This window comes from Desulfoferula mesophila, assembly GCF_037076455.1.
Classification (GTDB): Bacteria; Desulfobacterota; Desulfarculia; order Desulfarculales; family Desulfarculaceae; genus Desulfoferula; species Desulfoferula mesophila.
The window spans coordinates 4,125,545-4,146,402 of sequence record NZ_AP028679.1; the positions used below are offsets into that span (position 1 = coordinate 4,125,545).

Annotated in this window: 16 protein-coding genes and 2 tRNA genes; 12 read left to right on the plus strand and 6 right to left on the minus strand. The window is 67.2% G+C overall.

Annotation, left to right across the window (positions count from 1 at the left end):
- Window positions 1-133: 133 nt before the first annotated feature.
- Window positions 134-652: a 4Fe-4S dicluster domain-containing protein gene (locus AACH32_RS19090; protein ID WP_338603145.1), complete on the minus strand. Its 519-nt coding sequence runs from the start codon at window positions 650-652 to the stop codon at window positions 134-136.
- 45 nt (window positions 653-697) lie between these two features.
- Complete coding sequence (locus tag AACH32_RS19095; RefSeq protein ID WP_338603147.1) at window positions 698-2,830, minus strand: molybdopterin-dependent oxidoreductase; 2,133 nt, start codon at window positions 2,828-2,830, stop codon at window positions 698-700.
- Between the two features lie 435 nt (window positions 2,831-3,265).
- On the opposite strand from AACH32_RS19095, the gene AACH32_RS19100 reads away from it, so the two are divergent.
- From AACH32_RS19100 to AACH32_RS19120, 5 genes are all read left to right on the plus strand, one after another.
- Window positions 3,266-3,353 (plus strand) — tRNA-Ser (locus AACH32_RS19100).
- 60 nt (window positions 3,354-3,413) lie between these two features.
- Window positions 3,414-3,506: transfer RNA gene (locus tag AACH32_RS19105), tRNA-Ser, on the plus strand.
- Between the two features lie 76 nt (window positions 3,507-3,582).
- On the plus strand, window positions 3,583-5,436 hold the full coding sequence (locus AACH32_RS19110) for a M48 family metalloprotease (protein ID WP_338603150.1): 1,854 nt from the start codon (window positions 3,583-3,585) through the stop codon (window positions 5,434-5,436).
- The gene (locus AACH32_RS19115; protein ID WP_338603154.1) at window positions 5,433-6,803 is read left to right on the plus strand and encodes an alkaline phosphatase family protein; all 1,371 of its coding nucleotides are present in this window, start codon (window positions 5,433-5,435) and stop codon (window positions 6,801-6,803) included. The genes AACH32_RS19110 and AACH32_RS19115 overlap by 4 nt, the downstream gene beginning before the upstream one ends.
- Before the next feature lie 145 nt (window positions 6,804-6,948).
- Window positions 6,949-7,653 carry a lipid-binding SYLF domain-containing protein gene (locus AACH32_RS19120; RefSeq protein WP_338603156.1) on the plus strand — a complete coding sequence of 235 codons (705 nt, stop codon included), beginning with the start codon at window positions 6,949-6,951 and terminating at the stop codon, window positions 7,651-7,653.
- A gap of 784 nt (window positions 7,654-8,437) precedes the next feature.
- On the opposite strand, the gene AACH32_RS19125 is transcribed toward AACH32_RS19120, so the two are convergent.
- Entirely contained in the window at window positions 8,438-9,088 is a 651-nt protein-coding gene (locus AACH32_RS19125) for an adenylyl-sulfate kinase (protein ID WP_338603159.1), read from the minus strand.
- Complete coding sequence (locus AACH32_RS19130) at window positions 9,085-10,443, minus strand: alkaline phosphatase family protein (RefSeq protein WP_338603162.1); 1,359 nt, start codon at window positions 10,441-10,443, stop codon at window positions 9,085-9,087. The genes AACH32_RS19125 and AACH32_RS19130 overlap by 4 nt, the downstream gene beginning before the upstream one ends.
- 188 nt (window positions 10,444-10,631) lie before the next feature.
- Here AACH32_RS19130 and ileS point away from each other — a divergent pair, with 188 nt between their 5' ends.
- The 4 genes from ileS to gcvH are packed head-to-tail and all read left to right on the plus strand — an operon-like array spanning window position 10,632 to window position 15,088.
- Window positions 10,632-13,430 (plus strand): isoleucine--tRNA ligase, encoded by a 2,799-nt coding sequence (ileS, locus tag AACH32_RS19135; protein ID WP_338603165.1) that lies wholly within the window; start codon window positions 10,632-10,634, stop codon window positions 13,428-13,430.
- A gap of 3 nt (window positions 13,431-13,433) precedes the next feature.
- Window positions 13,434-13,901, plus strand: a complete 468-nt coding sequence (lspA, locus tag AACH32_RS19140) for a signal peptidase II (protein WP_338603167.1) — start codon at window positions 13,434-13,436, stop codon at window positions 13,899-13,901.
- Window positions 13,902-13,927: 26 nt separating this feature from the next.
- Entirely contained in the window at window positions 13,928-14,704 is a 777-nt protein-coding gene (lgt, locus tag AACH32_RS19145) for a prolipoprotein diacylglyceryl transferase (RefSeq protein ID WP_338603169.1), read from the plus strand.
- A gap of 3 nt (window positions 14,705-14,707) precedes the next feature.
- Window positions 14,708-15,088 carry a glycine cleavage system protein GcvH gene (gene gcvH, locus AACH32_RS19150; protein ID WP_338603172.1) on the plus strand — a complete coding sequence of 127 codons (381 nt, stop codon included), beginning with the start codon at window positions 14,708-14,710 and terminating at the stop codon, window positions 15,086-15,088.
- Window positions 15,089-15,116: 28 nt separating this feature from the next.
- Here gcvH and AACH32_RS19155 read toward each other — a convergent pair whose 3' ends face one another.
- Window positions 15,117-16,274 (minus strand): GGDEF domain-containing protein, encoded by a 1,158-nt coding sequence (locus tag AACH32_RS19155; protein ID WP_338603175.1) that lies wholly within the window; start codon window positions 16,272-16,274, stop codon window positions 15,117-15,119.
- Between the two features lie 409 nt (window positions 16,275-16,683).
- Here AACH32_RS19155 and AACH32_RS19160 point away from each other — a divergent pair, with 409 nt between their 5' ends.
- The 3 genes from AACH32_RS19160 to AACH32_RS19170 all read left to right on the plus strand — a co-directional run bounded on the left by AACH32_RS19160 (window position 16,684) and on the right by AACH32_RS19170 (window position 19,973).
- Window positions 16,684-18,027 (plus strand): TrkH family potassium uptake protein, encoded by a 1,344-nt coding sequence (locus tag AACH32_RS19160; RefSeq protein WP_338603178.1) that lies wholly within the window; start codon window positions 16,684-16,686, stop codon window positions 18,025-18,027.
- A 69-nt stretch (window positions 18,028-18,096) separates the two neighbouring features.
- Window positions 18,097-18,750 carry a potassium channel family protein gene (locus AACH32_RS19165; protein WP_338603181.1) on the plus strand — a complete coding sequence of 218 codons (654 nt, stop codon included), beginning with the start codon at window positions 18,097-18,099 and terminating at the stop codon, window positions 18,748-18,750.
- Complete coding sequence (locus AACH32_RS19170) at window positions 18,747-19,973, plus strand: MFS transporter (protein WP_338603184.1); 1,227 nt, start codon at window positions 18,747-18,749, stop codon at window positions 19,971-19,973. Before AACH32_RS19165 ends, AACH32_RS19170 begins: the two co-directional genes overlap by 4 nt.
- Here the strand turns inward: AACH32_RS19170 and AACH32_RS19175 are convergent.
- Window positions 19,890-20,678 (minus strand): hypothetical protein, encoded by a 789-nt coding sequence (locus tag AACH32_RS19175; RefSeq protein WP_338603187.1) that lies wholly within the window; start codon window positions 20,676-20,678, stop codon window positions 19,890-19,892. The genes AACH32_RS19170 and AACH32_RS19175 overlap by 84 nt on opposite strands.
- Window positions 20,679-20,858 lie beyond the last annotated feature (180 nt).

Here is a 20,858-nt window from a genome sequence, read left to right on the forward strand (position 1 = left end):
GTAAAAACGCCCCCGGCCGGGAACCGGGGGCGGGACGATCACCCCCGCGGAGCGCGCCGCGGTCGGGTCGGCCGGGGCCGGCGCGGTTTTCCCGCCCCGGGCCCCGGGCATTATCCATGGCCGCGCGCGGGGCCTAACCCTTGGGGTTGAAGGCGTCGCGGGCTATCTGGGCCGCGAAGCGCTCCCGGCGGCCGGAGGGCAGCTTGTCCGCCACGCCGAACTCCAGGCACTGGGTCAGGCACTTGGTCACGCAAGCGGGCTTGAGGCCCTCGTCCAAGCGGTCCTTGCAATAGTCGCACTTGACCGCCTTGGCCGCCGCGGGGTCCCACTGGCAGGCCCCCCAGGGACAGGCGGTGATGCAGCTCTTGCAGCCGATGCACAGGTTGGGCTCGATGAACACGATGCCGTCGCCGGCGCGCTTCTGGATGGCCCCGGAGGGACATACGTCCAGGCACCAGGGGTCTTCGCAATGGAAGCAGGGCATGAACACGAAGCGCACCCGGGGGAGGCTCTTGATTTCCACCGGGCCCACCGACATGTTCTTGCACAGGGCCGGGCCGACGGGCAGGGATTTGTTGCTCTTGCAGCTAACCTCGCAGGCCAGGCAGCCTATGCAGCGCTCCGAATCCTGCAAAAGATAATATTTACTCACTTTATCGCTCCTCAACTGGTGAGGTTTATGGCGGCTGGGTTTGCCTTAAGCCTTCTTGACCGAGATCACCGTTTCGGTGAGGCAGTTGCCTCCCCCGGCGGGGTCATAGGAGGTCAGCTTGCCCTTCATCAGCCTCTGGTCGGCCATGCCCTTGCCATAGGTGCGGGTCTGCAGGGGCACGGTGCGCCCGAAGCCGTGAACCATGAAGGCCGCCTCGGGGTGGATGAACTCGGTGAGCCTCACCTTGCCCTTGGTGCTGTAGCCGTTGGATTTCACCTCGATGGTGTCGCCGTCGCCGATGCCCAACTCCCCGCCGGTGGCCTTGTTGATCCACAGGGCGTTTTCGCTCATCAGCTCGTTGAGCAGGGGGTTGTTCATGGTGTGGGCGTGGTTGTGATAGGCCACCCGGCCGAACACCAGGTTGAACTGGCCCGGCTCGTTGGCCGGGGGATCGTAGAAGGGGGCCAGGCTGGGCAGGCCGGCCTCGTCCAGTGCCGGGCTGATCATCTCGACCTTGCCCGAGGCGGTCTTGAAGCCCAGGCCGGTGTCGCGGTCGCGCCGTTCCTCCTTGCTCACCAGGCCCAGCACGCCCTTGGAGCGCAGCTCCTCCAGGCTTACGTCGGTGCCCTCCAACTGGTAGGCCCAGATGTCCTCCAGGGTTTCGAACTCCAGGGGCTCGCTCTTGCCCAGGCGCCTTAGAATCTCGCGGAAGATCCACCAGGCGGGCCGGCTGTCGAAACGCGGCGAGATGCACTGGTCGCGGAGCTGCAGGTTGGGCTTGGCGCCCTTCTTCTCGGCGATGATGCTGCCCCGCTCCAGGAAGGTGGCCTCGGGCAGGATCACGTCGGCATACCAGGCGGTTTCCGAATAGTTCACGTCGATGGAGACGATCAGGTCCAGCTTGTCCAGGGCCTGCTTCATGACGTCCGGGTCGGGCAGGCTGGTCAGGGGGTCGTGGCGGTAGGCGATGTAGGCCCCCATGGGATAGGGCTCGCCGCTCAGGATGGCCGGGAACAACAGGTGCATGAGCCCCGGACCCTTGTCGAAGTGCTTGAACTTGGTGCCCACGCCGTCCACCCGGGGGTCCTCCACCTTGGGGGCGCGCTGGTCCAGCTTGTTCAGGCCCTTCAAGCCGTAGTCGCCGGTGCCCTTGGCGATGATCAGCCCGCCGGTCTGCTCGATGTTGCCCATGAGCGCGTTGAGGATATGGGCGGTGCGGCTGGTGTAGAAGGACTGGCGGTGCCGGGCGGTCATCCAGCCCAGGTGGAAGATGACGTTGGGCCGGTCGGCGGCGATCTCGCGGATGGCCGCCTTGATCTCCCCGGCGGGCACGCCGGTCATCTTCTCGGCCCATTCGGGGGTGGTTTCCTTTACGGACTCCCGCAGCTCATCCAGGCCCACGACCCACTTTTTGACGAAATCGGCGTCGTAGAGGTTTTCGGCCAGCACCACGTGGATAAAGGCCAGGTTGAGGGCGTACTCGGTGTTGGGCCGGATCATCCAAAAGCGGCTGGCCTTGGAGGCGGTGAGGGTGGCCCGCACGTCGATGTAGGTGCACTTGGCGCCCTTGCCCAGGGCGTCCATGAAGTCCTTGACCTCTTTTACCTGCAGCGACTCGATCATGTTGCGGCCGTAGAGCACCAAATGCTTGGTGTTCTTGATGTCCATGCCCAGGCCCTTGCGCCCCATGCCGAACAGGCTCTGGCTGGCGTGCTGAGCGTTGCGGCCGCAGGTACAGTCGTGGTTGAAATAGTTGGGCGAACCCAGGGATTTCACGAAAGTCTTTTGCAGGTCGGCAAAGGGGCCGCCCCGGTCGGAAAAGGCGATGCCCTTGCCGCCGAACTTGTCGATGACCCCTTGCAGCTTTTCGGCGATGTAGTCCAGGGCCTCGTCCCAGCTGGCCCGGCGCCATTGGCCGCCGCCCCGGGCCCCGGTGCGGATCAGGGGATATTGGGGCCGCTCGTCGTCGTTCTCAAAGGCGATGGCCGCCGCGCCCTTGGCGCAAAGGCTGGTGCCCATGGTCTTGTCGTTGGGATTGCCCTGAATCCAAACCACTCGACCGTCTTGCACCTCCACCTGAATGGGGCAGCGCACCGCGCACATCCCGCAAAGGCTATAGACCGTCCTGCGTCCGGGGCTGTCCACCCCTTTGACGTTAGGAGCTTTGTTGCCGTCCATTTTTCTTTGCTCCCTGGATAGTTAAATCCGCAACCCGGCCCAGGCGAAACGCCATGGGCAGCGGTGCGCCAGCGCATCGCGGGGGTTCCCCGGACCCGGTGTTAATATCGCCGGAAACTGGTTTCTCCACTAAAAATCTCACCACAGTATAACCTATCTAATAGCTAGGAATACCATGGGTCTGCCAATCAACCCATATTGATACACCACTTACCTGCCCTTCGTCCAGCCCACCGGACACTTGCCCCGACTCGGGCCGCCCCGGGCGAGGCGCCGCCGGCCGCGGGAGCCCTGACGGCGCAAGGATATCACGCCGGGGGCCGTAAACGGTTGACGCCTTCGGGGGGGTGGTGGTACATAAGCCTGGGAGCAGGGTCCGGGAGCGATCCTTGGCCGAACAGCCCGAACCTCCCTATAATTTTATAGGCCTATAGAGGAGGGATGGCCGAGTGGTCTATGGCGGCGGCCTTGAAAGCCGTTGAGTCGCAAGGCTCCGTGGGTTCGAATCCTACTCCCTCCGCCAAGCAATTAGCGCCGCAGAGGCGGTGACGGTACAATATCAAGGGCCCAAGGGGCCGGCCGCGGAGAGATGACCGAGAGGCCGAAGGTGCTCGCCTGCTAAGCGAGTGTGGGGCGTAAAACTCCACCGAGGGTTCGAATCCCTCTCTCTCCGCCACTTTTTCAAGCGCCAAGGCGCGGTTTGGGCACTGCCGGACCGCGCCTTTTTCTTTCCCCCCCTCTCCCGAGGCGCCATGCTGTTCGCCCAGATCATAGCCTTCGTCCTGGTCCTGGCCGTTTTCGAGGCCTACCAGCCCGGTCCGCCCCAGCTCAGCGCCACGGAAAGCTACCTGGCCTCGGCGGCCCTGGCCGCCCTGTTGTGGCTGGCGGCGCGCCTGGCGGTGAGCATGCACTTCAGCCGCCTGCGGGGCCCCCGCCCCCCGGCCGACCCGGCCAAGAGCGGACGACGTCTGGTCACCAAGCTGCATTTGGCGGCCATCGTCTGCCTGCTTTTGATCACCACCCTGGCCGAGCTCAAGGTCCACCTGCTGGGTTGGCCGGGCATGGCCACCTGGGAGAGCCTCCGGGGCCTGGCCGCCCTGGGGCTCTACCTGCTGCTCCTGACCGTGGTCTACGGCGCCGCCTACCGTTTGGAGCGGGCGGTGGGCCTGGGGGGCCTGGGGCGGCGCGACTACATCAACGGCCAGCTGCGCCTGGTGGCCCCGGTGGTCTTCCCCTGGCTGGCCGTGAGCCTGGTGCAGGACCTCATCTCCCACGCCTGGCCCGCGGCCGGGGCCTGGCTGGCCACCGGCCTGGGCAACCTGGTCTATCTGCTGTGCTTTATCCTGGCCCTGTCGTTGTTGTTCCCGGTGCTGGTCAAACACTGGTGGGGCTGCGCCCCCCTGGAGCCCGGCCGGGTGCGCCAGGTGTCCCAGACCGTGCTGGAGCACACCGGGGTGAAGGTGGGCGGCATCCTAAGCTGGCCCCTGATGGGCGGGCGCCTTTTGACCGCCGGGGTGCTGGGCCTGTTGCCCCGGCTGCGCTATCTGCTCATCACCCCGGCGCTGGCCGAGGCCCTGGACAACCGGGAGCTGGCCGCCGTGGTGGCCCACGAGGCGGGCCACGTGGCCCATCGCCACCTGTGGTTTTATCTCATGTTCTTCGCGGGCCTGTTTTTGGCCGCCTATGCCCTGGCCGAGCCCCTGGCCCTGCTCTTGGGCGGCCTGGTGTGGTGGCTGGCGGGCAGCGCCTGGGGCGTGGGGATTCTGGGCGCCCAGGGGGCGGAGGGGGCCTTCAGCATCCTGGCCGCCCTGCCCCTGCTGGCCCTGTTGGTGGTCTACCTGCGCCTGGTCATGGGCTTTTTCATGCGCCACTTCGAGCGCCAGGCCGACTTCTACTCCCTCAGGGTCATGGGCGAGGCCGCGCCCCTGAGCGCCGCCCTGGAAAAAATCGCCTTCATGTCCGGCGACACCCGCGACGTGCCCTCCTGGCATCACTTTTCCATCGCCCAGCGGGTGCGGGCCCTGGAGGCGGCCCAGGCCGATCCCCGGCGGGTAGCGGCCCAGGCCCGGCTCATCCGCCGGGGCTTGGGGGTGTTCTTCCTGGGCCTGGCCTTGGTGGTGGGCGGCGGCCTGGCCACCGAGAGCCTGGGCCTGGACGCCTCGCTGCGCCAGGCCACCCTGGAGCGCATCCTGGTCTCCGAGCTGGAACGCAACCCCCGCGACGCCCGCCTGCAGATGCAGATGGGCATCCTGCTCTACGAGCGGGGCCAGGAGCGCCGCTCCCTGGAGCACCTGCGCCGCGCCGCGGCCCTGGCCCCCCGCGATCCGGAGGTGCTCAACGGCCTGGCCTGGTTTTTGGCCACGGCCCAAGACCCGGCCCTGCGCCGCCCGTCCCAGGCGGTGGCCCTGGCCCAAAAGGCGGTGGCCCTGGCCCCGCTGCCCCACATCTGGGACACCCTGGCCGAGGCCTATTTCGCGGCCGGCCAGCCCCAGCGTGCGGTGGCCGCCGCCCGCGCCGCCCTGGCCGCCCGGCCCGACGAGCGCCACGAGTATTACCAGGCCCAGCTCCGGCGCTTTTTGTCCGCCGCCCAGGGAGCGCGCCCATGAACCGCCCCCGAGCGGCGGTGATCGGCCTGGACTGCCTGGAGCCCTCCCTGGTCTTCGAGCGCTTCGCGGGCCGCCTGCCCCACCTGGAAGAGCTGATGAACCGGGGCCGCTGGGGGAGGCTGGCCAGCACCATCCCGCCCATCACCGTGCCCGCCTGGATGTGCATGGCCACCGGCCAGGATCCCGGCCAGCTGGGCGTCTACGGCTTCCGCAACCGCCGCGAGCCCTCCTACGGCCCCCTGGCCACCGCCTCCGCCCAATGGGTGCAAGCGCCGCGCCTGTGGGATCTGGCCACCGCCGCCGGGCTCACCTCGGTGGTGCTGGGCTGGCCCCTCACCTACCCCGCCGCCCCGCTCAAGGGGGCCATGGTCAGCGGGCCGCTGACCCCCGAAGGGGCCGTGGACGGGGTGTGGCCCCCCAGCCTGGCCCCCCGCCTGAGCCGTTGGGCCGGGGGTGAGTACCTCTACGACGTCAAGGAGTTCCGCACCGCCCCCCGCGAGGAGCTTTTCGCCCGGCTGGAGCAGATGGCCCGGCGACGCTTCGCCGTGGCCCGGGGCCTCTACCGCCTGTACGAGCCCGACCTGTTCATGATGGTGGAGATGTCCTCGGACCGCTTGCAGCACGCCTTTTGGGCCGAGCCAACGCGCCTGGCCGAGCACTACCAACTGCTGGACTCCCTGGTGGGCGAGCTGCTGGCCTGCCTGGAGCCGGACACGCTGGTGCTGGTGGTCAGCGACCACGGGGCCCGGCCCCTGGAGGGCGGCCTGGCCCTGAACCAGTGGCTGCGCCGCCAGGGCTACCTCAAGCTCAAGCGCCCGCCGGAGGGCCCCGCCCCCCTGAGCCCGGAGATGGTGGATTGGCCCCGCACCCAGGCCTGGGCCGACGGCGGCTACTATGGGCGGGTCTACCTGAACCTGGCCGGGCGCGAGCCCTCGGGCGCGGTGCCGCCGGGCGAGGCCCCGGAGCTGCTGGCCCGCCTGAGCGCCGAGCTCATGGCCCTGGCCGGGCCGGACGGCCGCCCCCTGGGCAACCGGGTGTACCGGCCCGGGGAAATCTACCTCGAGACCAGGGGCCTGCCCCCGGAGCTGATCGTCTATCCCGGCGACCTGGGCTGGCGGGCCCTGGCCACGGTGTGGCCCACCGAAGAGCCCCTGTTCACCGCGGGCAACGACACCGGCCCGGACGGGGCCAACCACGCCGCCCATGGGATGCTCATCGCCGCCCCGGCCGCCAAAGGCCGCCTGGACCAAGCGGGGCGGGAAGTCAGCGGGGCCCGCTTGTACGACGTCTTCGAGAGCCTGCGCGGCCACCTGGAGCTGCCTCCGGGCCGATCCGGACCGGGACTGGCGTGGGACTGGCTGAAATAACTGAATGATTTTTGCCTCAAAAAATTTTGCTTTCCGCCGCTCGGGGCGCGTATCGTTGTTATATAGGGACAGGAACCAAGGTAAACCGCGCCCACGGGCCTTCCCGGGGGCGCCTGAAACGAAAAGACTGTGGAGGTATTGAGATATGCGAAAACACACCAGCGCCCTCACCTGCCTGTTGGCCAGCTTGACCCTGCTCGTGGCCCTGGCGGTGGTTCCGGCCTTTGCCGGCGAAAAAGACACCGCGGTCCTGAAGGTGGACGAGGCTTCGGTGGTGGTCCAGAAGATGATGGGCACCGAGGATAAAGGCGTGGCCCGCGACCTGCTAAAGAAGGCTAAGGCCGTGGGCATCTTCCCCGGCGTGTTCAAGGCCGGCTTCATCCTGGGCGGCGAGGGCGGCACGGGCGTGATCCTGGCCCGCAACGCCAAGGGCGCCTGGAGCGGACCCGCCTTCTATACCATTGCCGGTGCCAGCGTGGGCCTGCAGATCGGCGCTTCCTCCACCGACTTCATGATGATGATCATGACCGACAACGGCCTTAAGGGCATCCTCAAGGGCCATGCCAAGCTGGGCGGCGACGCCAGCGTGGCCGCCGGTCCCCTGGGCCGCTCCGCCAGTGGCGGCAGCAACTTCGCGGGCAAGGACAGCGACATCTACTCCTACTCCATGAGCGCCGGCGCCTTTGCCGGGGTTTCCCTGAACGGCGCGGGCCTGGAGTTCGACCAGAAGCGCAGCGACGCCTACTATGGCAAGGTCTACACCCCCGAGCAGATCCTGGTGCAGCACAAGGCCATGGCTCCCGGCTCGGCTCAGAAGCTCATCGCCGAGCTGAACAAGTACGCCAAGTAAGCCCGACCCATTCGCAACCAGCCCCCGGCCCCGGCCGGGGGTTTTTTATTGGGTTGGGAGCCGAAGGCTCTTGCAGGTTGGGTAGAGCGCAGCGAAACCCAACATCTCGGCGGGTGGCCCGGACAGCTCGGCTGTCTGGGCCGCGAGGCCCTGGACCGAGCGGCAAGAGGTGCGATGACAAGGCCGCCCGGGTAGGGGCGGAGTTTATCCCCGCCCTTTTACTTTCAGGCATAGTCCGTCATCGCGAGGAGCATCCCGGCAAGGGATGCAACGCGGCGAGCTTCGCTTTCCTCCAGGTGGGACGGCCCGTGGCTTGGCGGGCGGGTTGGCCTGGTCCTTCACACCTCGGCATGACGATGGGAAACGGAAGATTGCCGCGTCGCGGCGGGAAAGCCGCCCTTTCCATGCCGACCCATCTCACCGCCGCTCCTCGCAATGACAACTATTGACTGGAGGCTGGCGACAAAAGAGAGGCGCGGCACTCGGGCGGGGGAGGCGGGGCGGAAGCTCGCTCTGCGGGCTGAGATTGCTTCGTCGCGGCAAGGCTGCAGCTCGCAACGGCAATAGGCTTTGTTGGGTTTCGGGCTGGGCCCTCTACCCAACCTACGCTAATGCTTGGATTGCGCCAGGGACGGTGCATTTCCCAGCGGCACAGCCAGGGGTTCGTGGGGCAGGCGTCCGGCGAGCGCAGACCGCAGGCGTATCGCCAATACGCCGAGGTCTAAGCGATACCGGCAACACCGCCCACGGGCGCCTGGCGCAGCCGCCGTAGCCGCCAAGCCGCCTAGAGGTAACCCAGATCCTTGAGCTGCTCGGTCAGCTTGGCCTCTTCCTCGGGCGTGTAGGCTCCCCCCTCGCCCTGGCTCGGGGCCTGGGGCTGCGGGGCCGCTCGTTCTCCGGCGGGGGGAATCAGGCGGGCCGCTTCCAGGTAGGCCAGAATCTTGTCCAGACTCTCCCGGGGGCTCTCCTGGCCGGTGAGGCAGCGCACCTCCGGGTCTTCGGGCGGCTCCCAGGGGCCGCCCAGGCCGCTGAACTCCCTGCCCCCGTCGCGCTCCAGGGCCTGTTGGTACACTCCCCCCGCGTCGCGGTTGATGAGCTGCTCCAGGGGGCAGTCCAAAAACACCTCCACGTATTGGCCCAGCTCGGCGCGCAGCTCGCGGCGGGTGGCGGCCAGGGGGGCGAGGGCGCTGACCACGCAGGCGGCTCCGGCCCGGTTGACCAGGCCGGCGGCCCAGGCGGCGCGCAGGTTGGCGGTGTGGTGGTCTTGGGGGCTTAGTCCCAGCTCCGGGCCCAGGCGGGCCCGGGCCTCGCCGCCATCCAGGTGGGCGGCGGCCACCCCGCGCCGGGCCAGCTCACCCACCAGCAGGCGGCCCAGGGTGGTCTTGCCCGCGCAGGACAGGCCGGTGAGCCAGACGGTGAAACCGTCCGGGATCATAACAGGCTTTGGCCGTCCAGGCTGGGGGGCGCGTTGAGGCCCAGCAGGGCCAGCAGGGTGGGGGCCAAGTCCTCCAGGCGGTGAGGCTCGGGCTTGAGGCCCTCCTTGATCCCGCTGATGTAGAACAGGGCGTCGTTTCGGCTGGGGCAGCCGGGCCGCTCGGGCTCGGCCAGCAGGCCGCTCACCCCCAGGTTGGCCTTGAGCTCATAGCCCTGCACCGCCTCCACCACCAGGTCCGGAGCCTTGGCCAGCTGCGGCCCGGAGTAAAGCTCCTCGCGGCGGTGCACCTTGGCCACCAGGGGCTCGCCGGTCTCGGGGTGCTCCAGGCCGCTGAGGCGGTGGATCAGCTCCTCGCGCAGGTCCTCGTAGGGCCGGCCCTGGGCCACGCTGCCCTTTTGCTCCCGCCCCTCCAGGTTCAGATAGACCCGGCCGGGAATGAGGCTGTAGGCCTTGCTGTCGCCGTGCAGGTTCTTGAGCTCCTTCTTGCCCTTGCCGAACAAGAGGTAGCCGTTGGCCTCCAGCCACTGGTTCAGATACACCGAGCCCCGGCAGCGGGTCGTGCCGTAGCCGCTCACCAGCACCAGGGGGCAGGAGGGGGGAAGCAGCTCGGTGAGCTCGCCCAGATAGCCGTCCAGAAGGCGATAGAACGCGGCCATACGCTGGCCCCGGTTCTCGCCGCCCTGCTCCCAGGCGTCCCAGAACAACCGGTTGATGTGGTCCGTGCCGGTGAGGTGCAGCTGGAAAAACTCCCAGTCGTCCTCGCGCATGAGCTGGAAGGCGGCCTTGAAGCGGCGGCTCATGGCCTCGCCCAGCTCGGCCAGGAAGAAGTCCATCTCCTCGGCGGCCAGGCCCACGTCGGCCTCGATGCGGTAATCCATCTCCATGAGCCGGGGGGCCAGCTCCACCGGGTAGGTGGCCTGGGACAGGTCGGGGCTCAAAAACCCGCTGACCATGAAGCCGTTGACCTTCTTGGGGGGGAAGGTCATGGGCACGTTCATCACCCCCACCTTGACTCCGCCCCGGCCCAGAGTCTCCCACAGGGTGGGGGCCTTGATGTCCATGGAGGAGGGGATGATCACCGAGAAGGGGTCCGGGTGGCGCTCCACCAGGCCGAACACCCCGTGCTTGCCCGGATTCACCCCGGTCATGTAGTTGGTCCAGGCCACGGTGGGAACCGTGGGCAGGGTGGAGGTCAGCCCGGCGCTGGCCCCCTGGGCCAGGATGTGCCCCAGGTTGGGCATCAGGCCGCCACCTCCGGCCTTTTGGGCGAAGGGCAGGCTGATCCCATCCATGGACAAAACGAAAATACGCTTTTTCTGCGGTTCGCGGCTGAAAAGGCGTTTGAGTATACTCACTTAACTCCCCTATTCGCCAAGGGAAAATCCTTCCCAACTCTAGCCGGGCCTCCGCGGGGTGTCAAGTGGCTTGCCCCCCGCGCCCCGCGGCGGCGGGCCCCACGACGTCGCCGGCCTTGACTTGGGCCAGGGGTGTGGTAGAAATTCGAACTCTTAAAGGTAGTTTACGTCACACCGGGGTATGCCGCATGGACTACAAAAAGACCCTAAATCTCCCCAGCACCAAGTTTCCCATGAAGGCCAACCTTCCCCAGCGGGAGCCGGAGATGCTCAAGCGCTGGGAAGAGGAAGGGCTCTACCAACAGCTTCGCCAACAGGCGAAGGGCCGTCAGAAGTATATTTTGCACGACGGCCCGCCCTATGCCAACGGAAACATCCACATGGGCACCGCCTTCAACAAGGTGCTCAAGGACATCATCGTCAAGTCCCGCCAGATGAGCGGCAAGGACGCGGTGTACGTGCCGGGCTGGGACTGCCACGGGCTGCCCATCGAGCACGAGGTGGACAAGAAGCTGGGCGGCAAGAAGGCCCAGATGGGCCAGTTGGCGGTGCGCAAGGCCTGCCGGGCCTACGCCAAGAAGTTCATCGACACCCAGCGCAAGGAGTTCATGCGCCTGGGGGTCTTGGGCGACTGGTTCCACCCCTACCTGACCATGAGCTACGACTACGAGGCGGTCACCGCCGGCGAGCTGGCCAAGTTCTACGAGCTGGGCGGGGTGTATCACTCCAAGAAGCCCATCTACTGGTGCAATTCCTGCCAGACCGCCCTGGCCGAGGCCGAGGTGGAATACGCCGAGCACACCAGCCCCAGCATCTACGTGGCCTTCCCGGTCACCGACGACCTGGGGGCCAAGTACCCCGAGTTGGCCGGCAAGCCGGTGTACCTGGTGATCTGGACCACCACCCCCTGGACCATCCCGGCCAACCTGGCCGTGGCCGCCAACCCCGAGCTGGACTACGTGGCGGTGGAGCACCAGGGCAAGGTCTACATCCTGGCCGAGCGCCTGGCGGCCATAAACATGGACGCCTTCGGCTTCGACGGCTGGGTTAAGCTGACCGACATCGACCCCCACGACATCGAGGGCCTGAGGGCCAAGCATCCCCTGTACGACCGCGAGTCGGTGGGCGTGTTGGCCGACTACGTGACCCTGGAGGCGGGCACCGGGCTGGTGCACACCGCGCCGGGCCACGGCCGCGAGGACTACGAGACCGGCCTCAAATACGGCCTGGAGGCCTACAGCCCGGTCAACGACCAGGGCCGCTTCGAAAACGACGTGGAGTTCTTCGCGGGCCAGGAGGTTTTCGAGGCCAACGCCTCGGTGCTGGCCAAGCTCAGCGAGGTGGGGGCCCTGTTGGCCACCGAAAAAATCAGCCACTCCTACCCCCACTGCTGGCGCTGCAAGAGCCCGGTGATCTTCAGGGCCACGGCCCAGTGGTTCATCTCCATGGAGGAAAACGACCTTAGAAAGCGCACCCTGGAAGCGATCCAGAACCAGATCAACTTCGTGCCCCGCTGGGGCCGGGAGCGCATCTACGGCATGATCGAAAACCGCCCCGACTGGTGCATCAGCCGCCAGCGGGCCTGGGGCGTGCCCATCATCGTGTTCCAGTGCGCCTCCTGCGGCGAGTACGTGCTCACCCCGGAGATGGCCGCCAAGGTGGTGGCCGCCTTCCGCCAAGAGGGCGCCGACGCCTGGTTCGCCCACGACGCCAAGGAACTGCTGGGCGATCTGGCGGTGTGCCCCATCTGCGGCCACACCGAGCTGAACAAGGAAAAGGACATCCTGGACGTGTGGTTCGACTCGGGCACCAGCCAGGCGGCGGTGCTGGAGCCCAACCCAGACCTCACCTGGCCGGCCGACCTGTACCTGGAGGGCAGCGACCAGCACCGCGGCTGGTTCCACAGCTCGCTGTTGTGCGCCATGGGCACCAAGGGCGAGCCGCCGTACCGCATGGTGCTCACCCACGGCTTCGTGGTCGACGGCGACGGCCGCAAGATGTCCAAGAGCTTGGGCAACGTGATCCCGCCCCAAAAGGTCATCGACCAGTACGGCGCGGAGATCCTGCGCCTGTGGGTGGCCTCGGAGGACTACACCGACGACATCCGCATCAGCCCGGACATCCTCAAGCAGTTGGCCGAGGCCTATCGCCGCATCCGCAACACCATGCGCTTCATGATGGGCAACCTGGACGACTTCGACCCCGCCACCGACCAGGTGGCCCCGGCGGACATGGGCGAGATGGACCGCCTGATGCTGCACCGGCTGCAGGAGCTCATCGCCCGCTGCCTGGGCGGCTACCAGGAGTTCAACTTCCACACCGTGTTCCACGGCCTGCACAACTTCTGCGTGGTGGACCTCTCGGGCTTCTACCTGGACGTGATCAAGGACCGCCTGTACACCAGCGCCCCGGCCGGACCCGAGCGCCGCGGCGCCCAGACGGTGGTGTATCGCCTCTTGGACGCCATGGTGCGCCTGAGCGCGCCCATCATGTCCTTCACCGCCGAGGAGGCCTGGGAGTACGTGCCCGGGGCCAAGGCGACCCAGCCCAGCGTGCACATGGCCGAGCTGCCCGTGGTGGACGAGGCCCTCATGGACGCCGAGCTGGCCAAGCGCTGGAAGCGCCTGTTGACGCTTCGCGGCGAGGTGAACAAGGCCCTGGACATCGCCCGCAAGGACAAGCTGGTGGGCAACTCCCTGCAGGCGGTGCTTTCGCTGACCGCCGACGCCGACACCCTGGAGTTCCTGGGGCAAAACGCAGCGGCCTTCGCCGAGATCACCATGGTCAGCGAGCTGAGGCTGCTGGACGCCGCGCCCGAGGGCCCCACCCTGGCCAGCGAGGAAATCGAGGGCCTGGTCATTTTGGTGGAGCCCACCGAGGCGTCCAAGTGCCCCCGCTGCTGGATGCACAGCAAGACCGTGGGCGAGGACACCGAGCATCCCGAGCTGTGCTCCCGCTGCGCGGCGGTGGTGCGGGAGATCGCCTAGATCGTGTGGCGCCGCCTGGGCAGGCTGTCCGTCATCGCCCTGGCCGTGGCCGGGGCGGATCAACTGCTCAAGGCGGTGATGGTCCCCTGGTTGCAAGACGGGCCCGTCACGCTGGTCCCCGGCTTCGCCCGCCTGGTGCTGGCCTACAACACCGGGGCCGCCTTCAGCAGCTTCGCCGGCGTGACCGGGGCCCGCTGGGCCCTGGTGGGGGCCACCCTGGTGGCCCTGACCGTGGCCGTCTGGGCCGCCGCCGGGCCCCTGGGCCGCCACCGCGGGACCCTGTGGTCCCTGGCGCTCATCTGCGGCGGGGCCCTGGGCAACCTCATCGACCGCCTGCGCCTGGGATCGGTGGTGGACTTCGTGGACCTTTATGCGGGAAACTGGCACTGGCCGGTGTTCAACCTGGCCGACACCGCCATCACCGTGGGCGGCGTGTACCTGGCCTGGACCCTCATCCGGGGCAAGGCCTAACCGAAGCCTAACTTAGGGAGTCCTCCGTGTTCCCCGTCCTGTTCAGCATCGGCCCCCTGACCCTGCACACCTACGGCGTGCTCCTAGCCCTGGGCGCGGCCCTGGGCCTGTGGCTTTTGACCCACCTGGCCAAAAAGCAGGGCCTGGACCCGGACCGGGTGATGAGCCTGTCCTTGTGGCTACTCATCAGCGGCCTGGTGGGCTCGCGCCTGTTGTTCGTCCTCCTGGAGCCCGCCCAGTTCAAGAGCGCCCCCTGGAGGGTATTGGCCATCTGGGAGGGCGGCCTGGTGTTCTACGGCGGGGTGGCCGCCGCCTTGGTGGTGGGGCTCATCCTCATGCGCCGCTGGCGCCTGCCGGTGCTCACCCTCCTGGATTGCGCGGCCCCGGCCCTGGCCCTGGGCCAGGCCCTGGGGCGCTTCGGCTGTTTCAGCGCCGGTTGCTGCTACGGCCGGGTCTGGGAAGGCGGCTGGTGCGCGGTCACCTTCAGCGATCCCCTCACCCTGGCCCCCCGGGATCTGCCCCTGCACCCCACCCAGCTCTACACCGCGGGCGCGCTGCTCATCATTCTGGGAGTGCTCCTGCTGCTCTGGCGCCACCGGCGTTTCGCGGGGCAGATTTTCTTCGCCTATGGGTTCCTGCACGGCATCGCCAGGGTTATAATCGAGACGTTTAGAGCCGATTGGCGGGGCGAACCCTTCCTGGGTTTCACCCCCACCGGTTGGTTCGCCCTGGGCCTGGCCGTGGTCAGCGCCGCGGCCCTGATCTACTTGCAGCGAAAAAACGCCGCCAAACAGGGAGGCTGAGCCTTGGATTTCCCCGACGATCTCAAATATCATCCCGAACACATGTGGGTCCGTCTGGAAGACGGCGACGTGGCCACGGTGGGCATCACCGATTTCGCCCAGGAGCAGTTGGGCACGGTGATCTTCGTGGACCTGCCGGACGCGGAGCAGGAGATAAGCCAGGGCGAGGAGCTGGGCGCGGTGGAAAGCGCCAAGAGCGTCAGCGACCTCATCAGCCCGGTCACCGGCGTGGTGCTCAGGGTCAACCAGGCCTTGGAAGACACCCCGGACCTGATCAACCTGGAGCCCTACACCGGGGGCTGGATCGCCAGGGTGAAGCTGGAAGACCCCGCCGAGTTGGACGAACTGATGGACGCCGGGGTATACGAGGCCGATCTGGACTAGGACCGCTCCGGGACGGGGCGCTCCGTCCTCAGGCGGGGCCCACCACCCGGTTGCGGCCCAGCGCCTTGGCCTGGTAGAGCCTCTGATCGGCCTGGTTTAACACCTGCTGGTAGTTGCGCCCGTCTTGGGGATAAAGGGCCACCCCCAGGCTGACGGTCACTTGGTCGGCCACCTTGCCGTCCGGCAGCTTGAAACGGTGGGACCCTATGGCCGCGCGCAGGTTTTCGGCGGCGGCCAGGGCCTCGTCGGCGTTTAGCGCCTCCAACACCACCAAGAATTCCTCGCCCCCATAGCGCACCACCCGGTCTTGGTTGCGCACGTTTTTTATTATCACCATCCCCAGATCGCGCAGCAGGTGGTCCCCCGCCGGATGGCCGTGGGTGTCGTTGTAGTCCTTGAAGTGGTCGATGTCCAACATGATCAAGGCGTAACGCCGCCGGGGACGGCCGTCCGGCCCGCCGTCCAGGTAGCGGATAACCCGGTCCAGGCCGGCCCGGTTGCGCAGGCCGGTTAGCTTGTCGCGGTAGGCCATGCGCTCGGTGGAGTCGAAGGCCTTGAGCACCACCCGGTCCAGGTAGAACACCGCCAACAGCCCCACCGAAACCACCATGACCAACTGCACAAAAAACAGCAGGCCCATGGTCTCCCAGGCCTGGGAAAACTCCCGGTTCATTATCAACCGCCGGTGGGCATGGTGGTCATGAATGCGCAGATAATATTTGGAGAACACGACGTCGAACTGATCGCGCAGGGCGGCAAGACGCCCCGCGCCGTCCTTCCAGCCGCCCCCCATGAACTCATCCAGGTTCTTCAGATATTCGGCGTAGGCACTTCGCAGCTCCAGGGTGCGCCGGCGTATCCTGGTCCCGATTTCCCCCTGGGGCAGGGTATCGGCGTATTGCTGCAGCTCCGCCAAGGCCGTTCCGGCCTGGGCGCGATTTCTTCGATAGGCCTTGAGGTCTTGCTCGTCACCCTGGCCGCGGTAATAAGCCCCGGCCTCCAGCAACATCTGATACATGGCCGAATGGAAAGTGTCGGACGCCTCCAGGTGGCTGGCGAACAGCCTCAGGCCTTCCGTTTCGCCATGGAGCTTGCTGATGCTGAACCAATAAAAAGCATAGGTGGCCAGCAACGCGACGAACAAAAACCCCACCGCCAATTTAAAGCCGATATGCCGGTTACCCATGCATGCTTCCCTGCACCATCAAGGTCATACTCCACTTATACTATTAGGGATTTGTGGTTAACTCGGGATTGAATTTAACTATAAACCAAACCCGCCCGAAAAGAACAGAGCCCCCGCGCCCCTTTGACATTACCTACCGGCCGAATTAAACTTGTTGAAGCGCACCCAATGGAGGAGGCCGAGCCTATGTGTCAATGTTGCGGTAAAACCGGTCACGACCACCAGCACCCCCATGGGGACCAGGAGGGTCACGTCCACGAGCACGGCCACGAAGGAGGCCACCATTGCCAGGGGCACGGACAAGCCCCCGACGCGCCCCGTCCCCTGATAAGCTTGATTCAACCCGTTAAGCCCAGCCCCCGCGCTGATTAAGCCCTGAGGGGAGGTCCCACCTCCCCGGCGCCAACCCATGCCCAAATGGTTGTCCCCTTCGCGCCTGGTGCTGGCGTCGTTCGCCCTTTTCATTTTTTTGGGCGCGGCGCTTTTGGCCATGCCGGTGATGCAGGGCCCCGCGGGGGTGAGCCTGTTGGACTGCCTGTTCACCGCCACCAGCGCGGTCTGCGTAACCGGACTCATCACCGTGGACACCGCCACCGCCTGGTCCCCCTGGGGCCAAGGGCTCATCCTGGTGCTTTTGCAGGCCGGCGGCCTGGGCATCATGACCTTTTCGGTGGCCCTGTTGTACCTGGCCCGGAAACGGCCGGGGCCGCGCACCCACCTGGCCCTCAAGGGGGCCCTGGGCCCGGTGCCCGGCGGGGAAATAGGCCGCCTGGTGGCCGACGTGCTGCTCTACACCTTTTTGCTGGAGGGCCTGGGCGCGGCGGTGCTCTTCGTGCGCTTCCTGGCTGATTTTCCCGTCCAGACCGCCGGGGCCCTGGCCGTGTTCCACTCGGTCAGCGCCTTTTGCAATGCGGGCTTCAGCCTGTTCAGCGACAACCTGGTGGCCTACGCCGAAGACCCCACGGTGAACCTGGTCATCCTGGGCCTGGTGGTGTTGGGCGGCCTGGGCTTCGTGGTGCTCAGGGAATTGGTGGGCCGCCTGCGCCGCCCCAAGGACGAGCTGCCCCGGCGGCTGTCCCTGCAGGCCCGGCTGGTGCTGTTCACCACCGGAGCCCTCATCGCCGGGGGCATGGTGGCCCTGCTCACCGCCGAATGGCTGGGCCAGGGCCCGGCCTGGCGCCAGGGCCCCTGGACCCTCTTGTTCCAGGCCATCACCCCGCGCACCGCCGGTTTCAACACCGTGCCCATGGACCAGCTCACCAACGCCTCGTTGGTGGTGACCATGGTGCTCATGTTCATCGGGGCCTCGCCGGGTTCCTGCGGCGGCGGCGTCAAGACCACCACCATCGCGGTGCTGTGGTCCCTGGCCATGAACCGCCTCCGGGGCCGGGCCGGGGCCGAGGCCTGGGGCCGTTCGGTGCCCGAGCGCCAGGTGGAGCTGGCCCTGTTGTTGGTGCTGGGCACTGCCGCGGTACTCATGGTGGCGGTGGTGCTGCTGAGCGCCGTGGGCCTGGCCGACGGCGGCCACGTGCGCGGCGACTTCATCAGCCTGGCCTTCGAGGCCACCAGCGCCCTGGGCACGGTGGGGCTCTCTCTGGGGGCCACTCCGGCGCTCACCCCGGCGGGCAAGGTCATCATCATCGCGCTGATGTTCCTGGGCCGCCTGGGCCCCCTGGCCTTCGTCTACTCCGTGGCCCAGTCCCTGCGCGACCGGGGCTACCGCCTGGCCGAAGAGCGGGTGATCATGGGCTAGGCCCCGCCCGGCCTGGCAAAGGCGGGCACAGGTAGTATGCTATCGCCATAGGCAAGTTGGGAGGTTCCCATGAACCTGGCGGTTATCGGACTGGGGCAATTCGGCTCGTCCCTTGCCCTGGAGCTCAAAAAACTCAAGCACCACGTCACGGCCCTGGACTCCGACGCCCGGGCGGTGGCTAGGGTGCAAGACGTGGTGGACCAGGCGGTGGTGGCCGACTGCACCGATCGCAGCCTGTTGGAAGAGCTGGGCCTGGGCCTGGTGGACGGGGCGGTGATCAGCGTGGGGGACCATCTGGGAGCCAGCATCCTCACCACCTTGCACCTCAAGGAGATGGGGGTGGGCCGCATAGTGGCCAAGGCCACCAGCCCCGAGCACGAAAAAATCCTCAAGCGGGTGGGAGCCGGGGAGGTGGTGTTTCCCGAGCGCGACGCCGCCCAGCGTCTGGCCCGTTCGCTGGCCGACCCCAACCTTTTGGACTTTTTGCCCATCGGCGACGAGTTTTCCGTGGCCGAGCTGGCTCCGCCGGCGGCCATCGTGGGCAAGAGCCTGGCCGAGCTGAACCTGCGCCGCAAGTACGAGGTGAACGTCATCGCGGTGCGCGAGTTGGTGCCCGAGCGCACCCATCTGGTTCCCGGGCCCGATTACGTACTCAAAGACAGCGACGTTTTGGTGGTGGCCGGCCGCCAGGAAGACCTGGAAAGGCTGCGCCAGGCCAAGTGAGCCAACCCGCCTATCGCGGCCCTCTGTACATCCTGGGGGTCACCACCTTCGTGGCCATGACCGGGGTGGGCATCATCGTGCCCTTCCTGCCCCTGTACGCCCGCGACCTGGGGGCCAGCGGGATCATGCTGGGGCTCATCTTCAGCTCCTTTTCCCTGTCCCGGGCCCTGGTGGTGCCCTGGCTGGGGGGCTTTTCCGACCGCTGGGGGCGCAAGCCCTTCATCATCACCGGCATGGCCGGTTACGGGGTCACCAGCCTGCTGTTCATGCTGGCCGACAGTGCCGAGGCCCTGGTGCTCACCCGCCTGCTGCAGGGCGTGTTCGCGGCCATGGTGTTGCCGGTGGCCATGGCCCTGGTGGCCGACATCACCCCGCCGGGCATGGAGGGCCGCTCCTTCGGGGCCTTCAACATGTTCTTCCTGCTGGGCTTCGGCATCGGCCCCGTCATCGGGGGCTCGGTCTACGAGTACTTTGGGCTCAACGCCAATTTCGTGCTCATGTTCGTCCTGAGCGTGGCCGCCGCCATAACCGTGGCCCTCACCGTGTCCGAACCCGGAGCCGAGCTGCGCACGGGGGGCAAGCGGGGTTTTCGGGAGATGGTACTCCTTTGCCGCGACCGCGGTTTCATGGCCATCATGCTGGCCCGCATGGGCGCGGCGGCGGGCATGAGCTGCTTCATCTCCTTCATGCCCCTGGTGGCCACCGGCCACAACCTGAACACCATGGGGGTGGGCCTGTGCCTCACCGCCAACGTGCTCTTGAGCACCGCCATGCAGCGCCCCGCCGGTTGGCTGGCCGACCGTATGCCCCGCCTGCCCCTGGCCGCCGGCGGCCTGGCCCTCTCGGGGATAATGAAGATGCTCATCCCCTGGGGCAGCGACCTCACCTCCCTGATGCTCCTGTCCATGGGCGACGGGGTGTTCTCCGGGCTGTCCTTGCCCGCGCTCACCGCCATGGCCGTGAGCCGGGGCAAGGACCTGGGCTCGGGTATGGGGCTCACCACCGGGGCCTTTACCATGGCCCTTAGCGTGGGGGTTTTCGTGGGGCCCATCTGCGCGGGGTGGAGCGTGGATGTCAGCGGCGTCAGCGGCACGGCCCTGTGGCTGGGCGGCGGGGCGGCCGTGGTTTCGGCCCTGGCGCTATGGCTGCTTTATGCCGGCATCCAAAACCGAGGGGACGGCGCCGGGCCGCGGCAGACGGCGGCCTTGGATCACCTGCCCTAGGGTGTGCGCCGCCCAAAGCAGAAAGCCCAGGGACAAAAGCATTTCGGCGGGCTCCTGGTCCCGCCAGTAGATGAGGCCGCTCTGGCCGAAGCCGGCCGCGGTCCCCTGTTGCAGCGCCAGCAAAAATCCCACAATGAAGTAGCCGTAGAGCAGGGCCGTGGGCAGGAAATACAGGCTCAGGCTCCAAGGCGGCACCACCAGCTCCAAAAGGGAGCGCCAGGCGGGCCCTAGCCGTAGCCAGGCGGCCGGACGCCTCCAGAGGCGCCAGCTAAGGCCCAAGGCCAGGCCCACCACCACGTATAGGAAAGAAATCTTGCCCTGCACCGCCTTGAGGTTGTGCAAGGACACCTCGCGCTGGGTGTTGTGCTCGGCGAACCACTGGGGCAGGGCGTAGCCCAACAAGCGCTCACCCCAGCTTATCTCCTCCCCGGCCACTAGCAGCAGGCCCAGGCCCAGCAGGAGCACCACCCAGAAGTGCCCGGCCGGGGCCCGGCCCCAAAGGCGCGCGGCGGCGAACAGGCAAAGCACCCCCGCCGCCGCGTAGCAGGCGAACTGGGCGTATTCCAACAGACCGTCTTCCTGCACCAGGTCGTAGTAAAGGATCGGCGCCTGGAACTTGATCCCTATAAGCACCAGGGCCAGCGCCAGCGGCAGAAAAAAGATAAGCCAAGGCCCGGGCCAGCCGGCCCGGTCGATACGTGTCATGATGTTTCCCACCTCCGGGCCGGCCTGGCGCCGGCCCTCCCGCGGACCAAGCGGGTGCATCGCGTATAAACCGGCACGCCCACCCGGCGTGCCGCGCAACAGGCGTTTCCATACTAGGCAGCCCAAGACGGGGTTGTCCAGGGCCTTACGGCTGTTGTTGCCACCCCGACGCCCTGCGGG

Excerpts from the sequence above, each read along its gene's own strand:
- AACH32_RS19095 (WP_338603147.1), bottom strand. The coding sequence starts at position 2,830 with ATGGACGGCAACAAAGCTCCTAACGTCAAAGGGGTGGACAGCCCCGGA.
- AACH32_RS19115 (WP_338603154.1), top strand. The coding sequence starts at position 5,433 with ATGAACCGCCCCCGAGCGGCGGTGATCGGCCTGGACTGCCTGGAGCCC.
- AACH32_RS19120 (WP_338603156.1), top strand. The coding sequence starts at position 6,949 with ATGCGAAAACACACCAGCGCCCTCACCTGCCTGTTGGCCAGCTTGACC.
- AACH32_RS19175 (WP_338603187.1), bottom strand. The coding sequence starts at position 20,678 with ATGACACGTATCGACCGGGCCGGCTGGCCCGGGCCTTGGCTTATCTTT.
- AACH32_RS19160 (WP_338603178.1), top strand. The coding sequence starts at position 16,684 with ATGCCCAAATGGTTGTCCCCTTCGCGCCTGGTGCTGGCGTCGTTCGCC.
- AACH32_RS19165 (WP_338603181.1), top strand. The coding sequence starts at position 18,097 with ATGAACCTGGCGGTTATCGGACTGGGGCAATTCGGCTCGTCCCTTGCC.
- AACH32_RS19155 (WP_338603175.1), bottom strand. The coding sequence starts at position 16,274 with ATGGGTAACCGGCATATCGGCTTTAAATTGGCGGTGGGGTTTTTGTTC.
- ileS (WP_338603165.1), top strand. The coding sequence starts at position 10,632 with ATGGACTACAAAAAGACCCTAAATCTCCCCAGCACCAAGTTTCCCATG.
- AACH32_RS19110 (WP_338603150.1), top strand. The coding sequence starts at position 3,583 with ATGCTGTTCGCCCAGATCATAGCCTTCGTCCTGGTCCTGGCCGTTTTC.
- AACH32_RS19125 (WP_338603159.1), bottom strand. The coding sequence starts at position 9,088 with ATGATCCCGGACGGTTTCACCGTCTGGCTCACCGGCCTGTCCTGCGCG.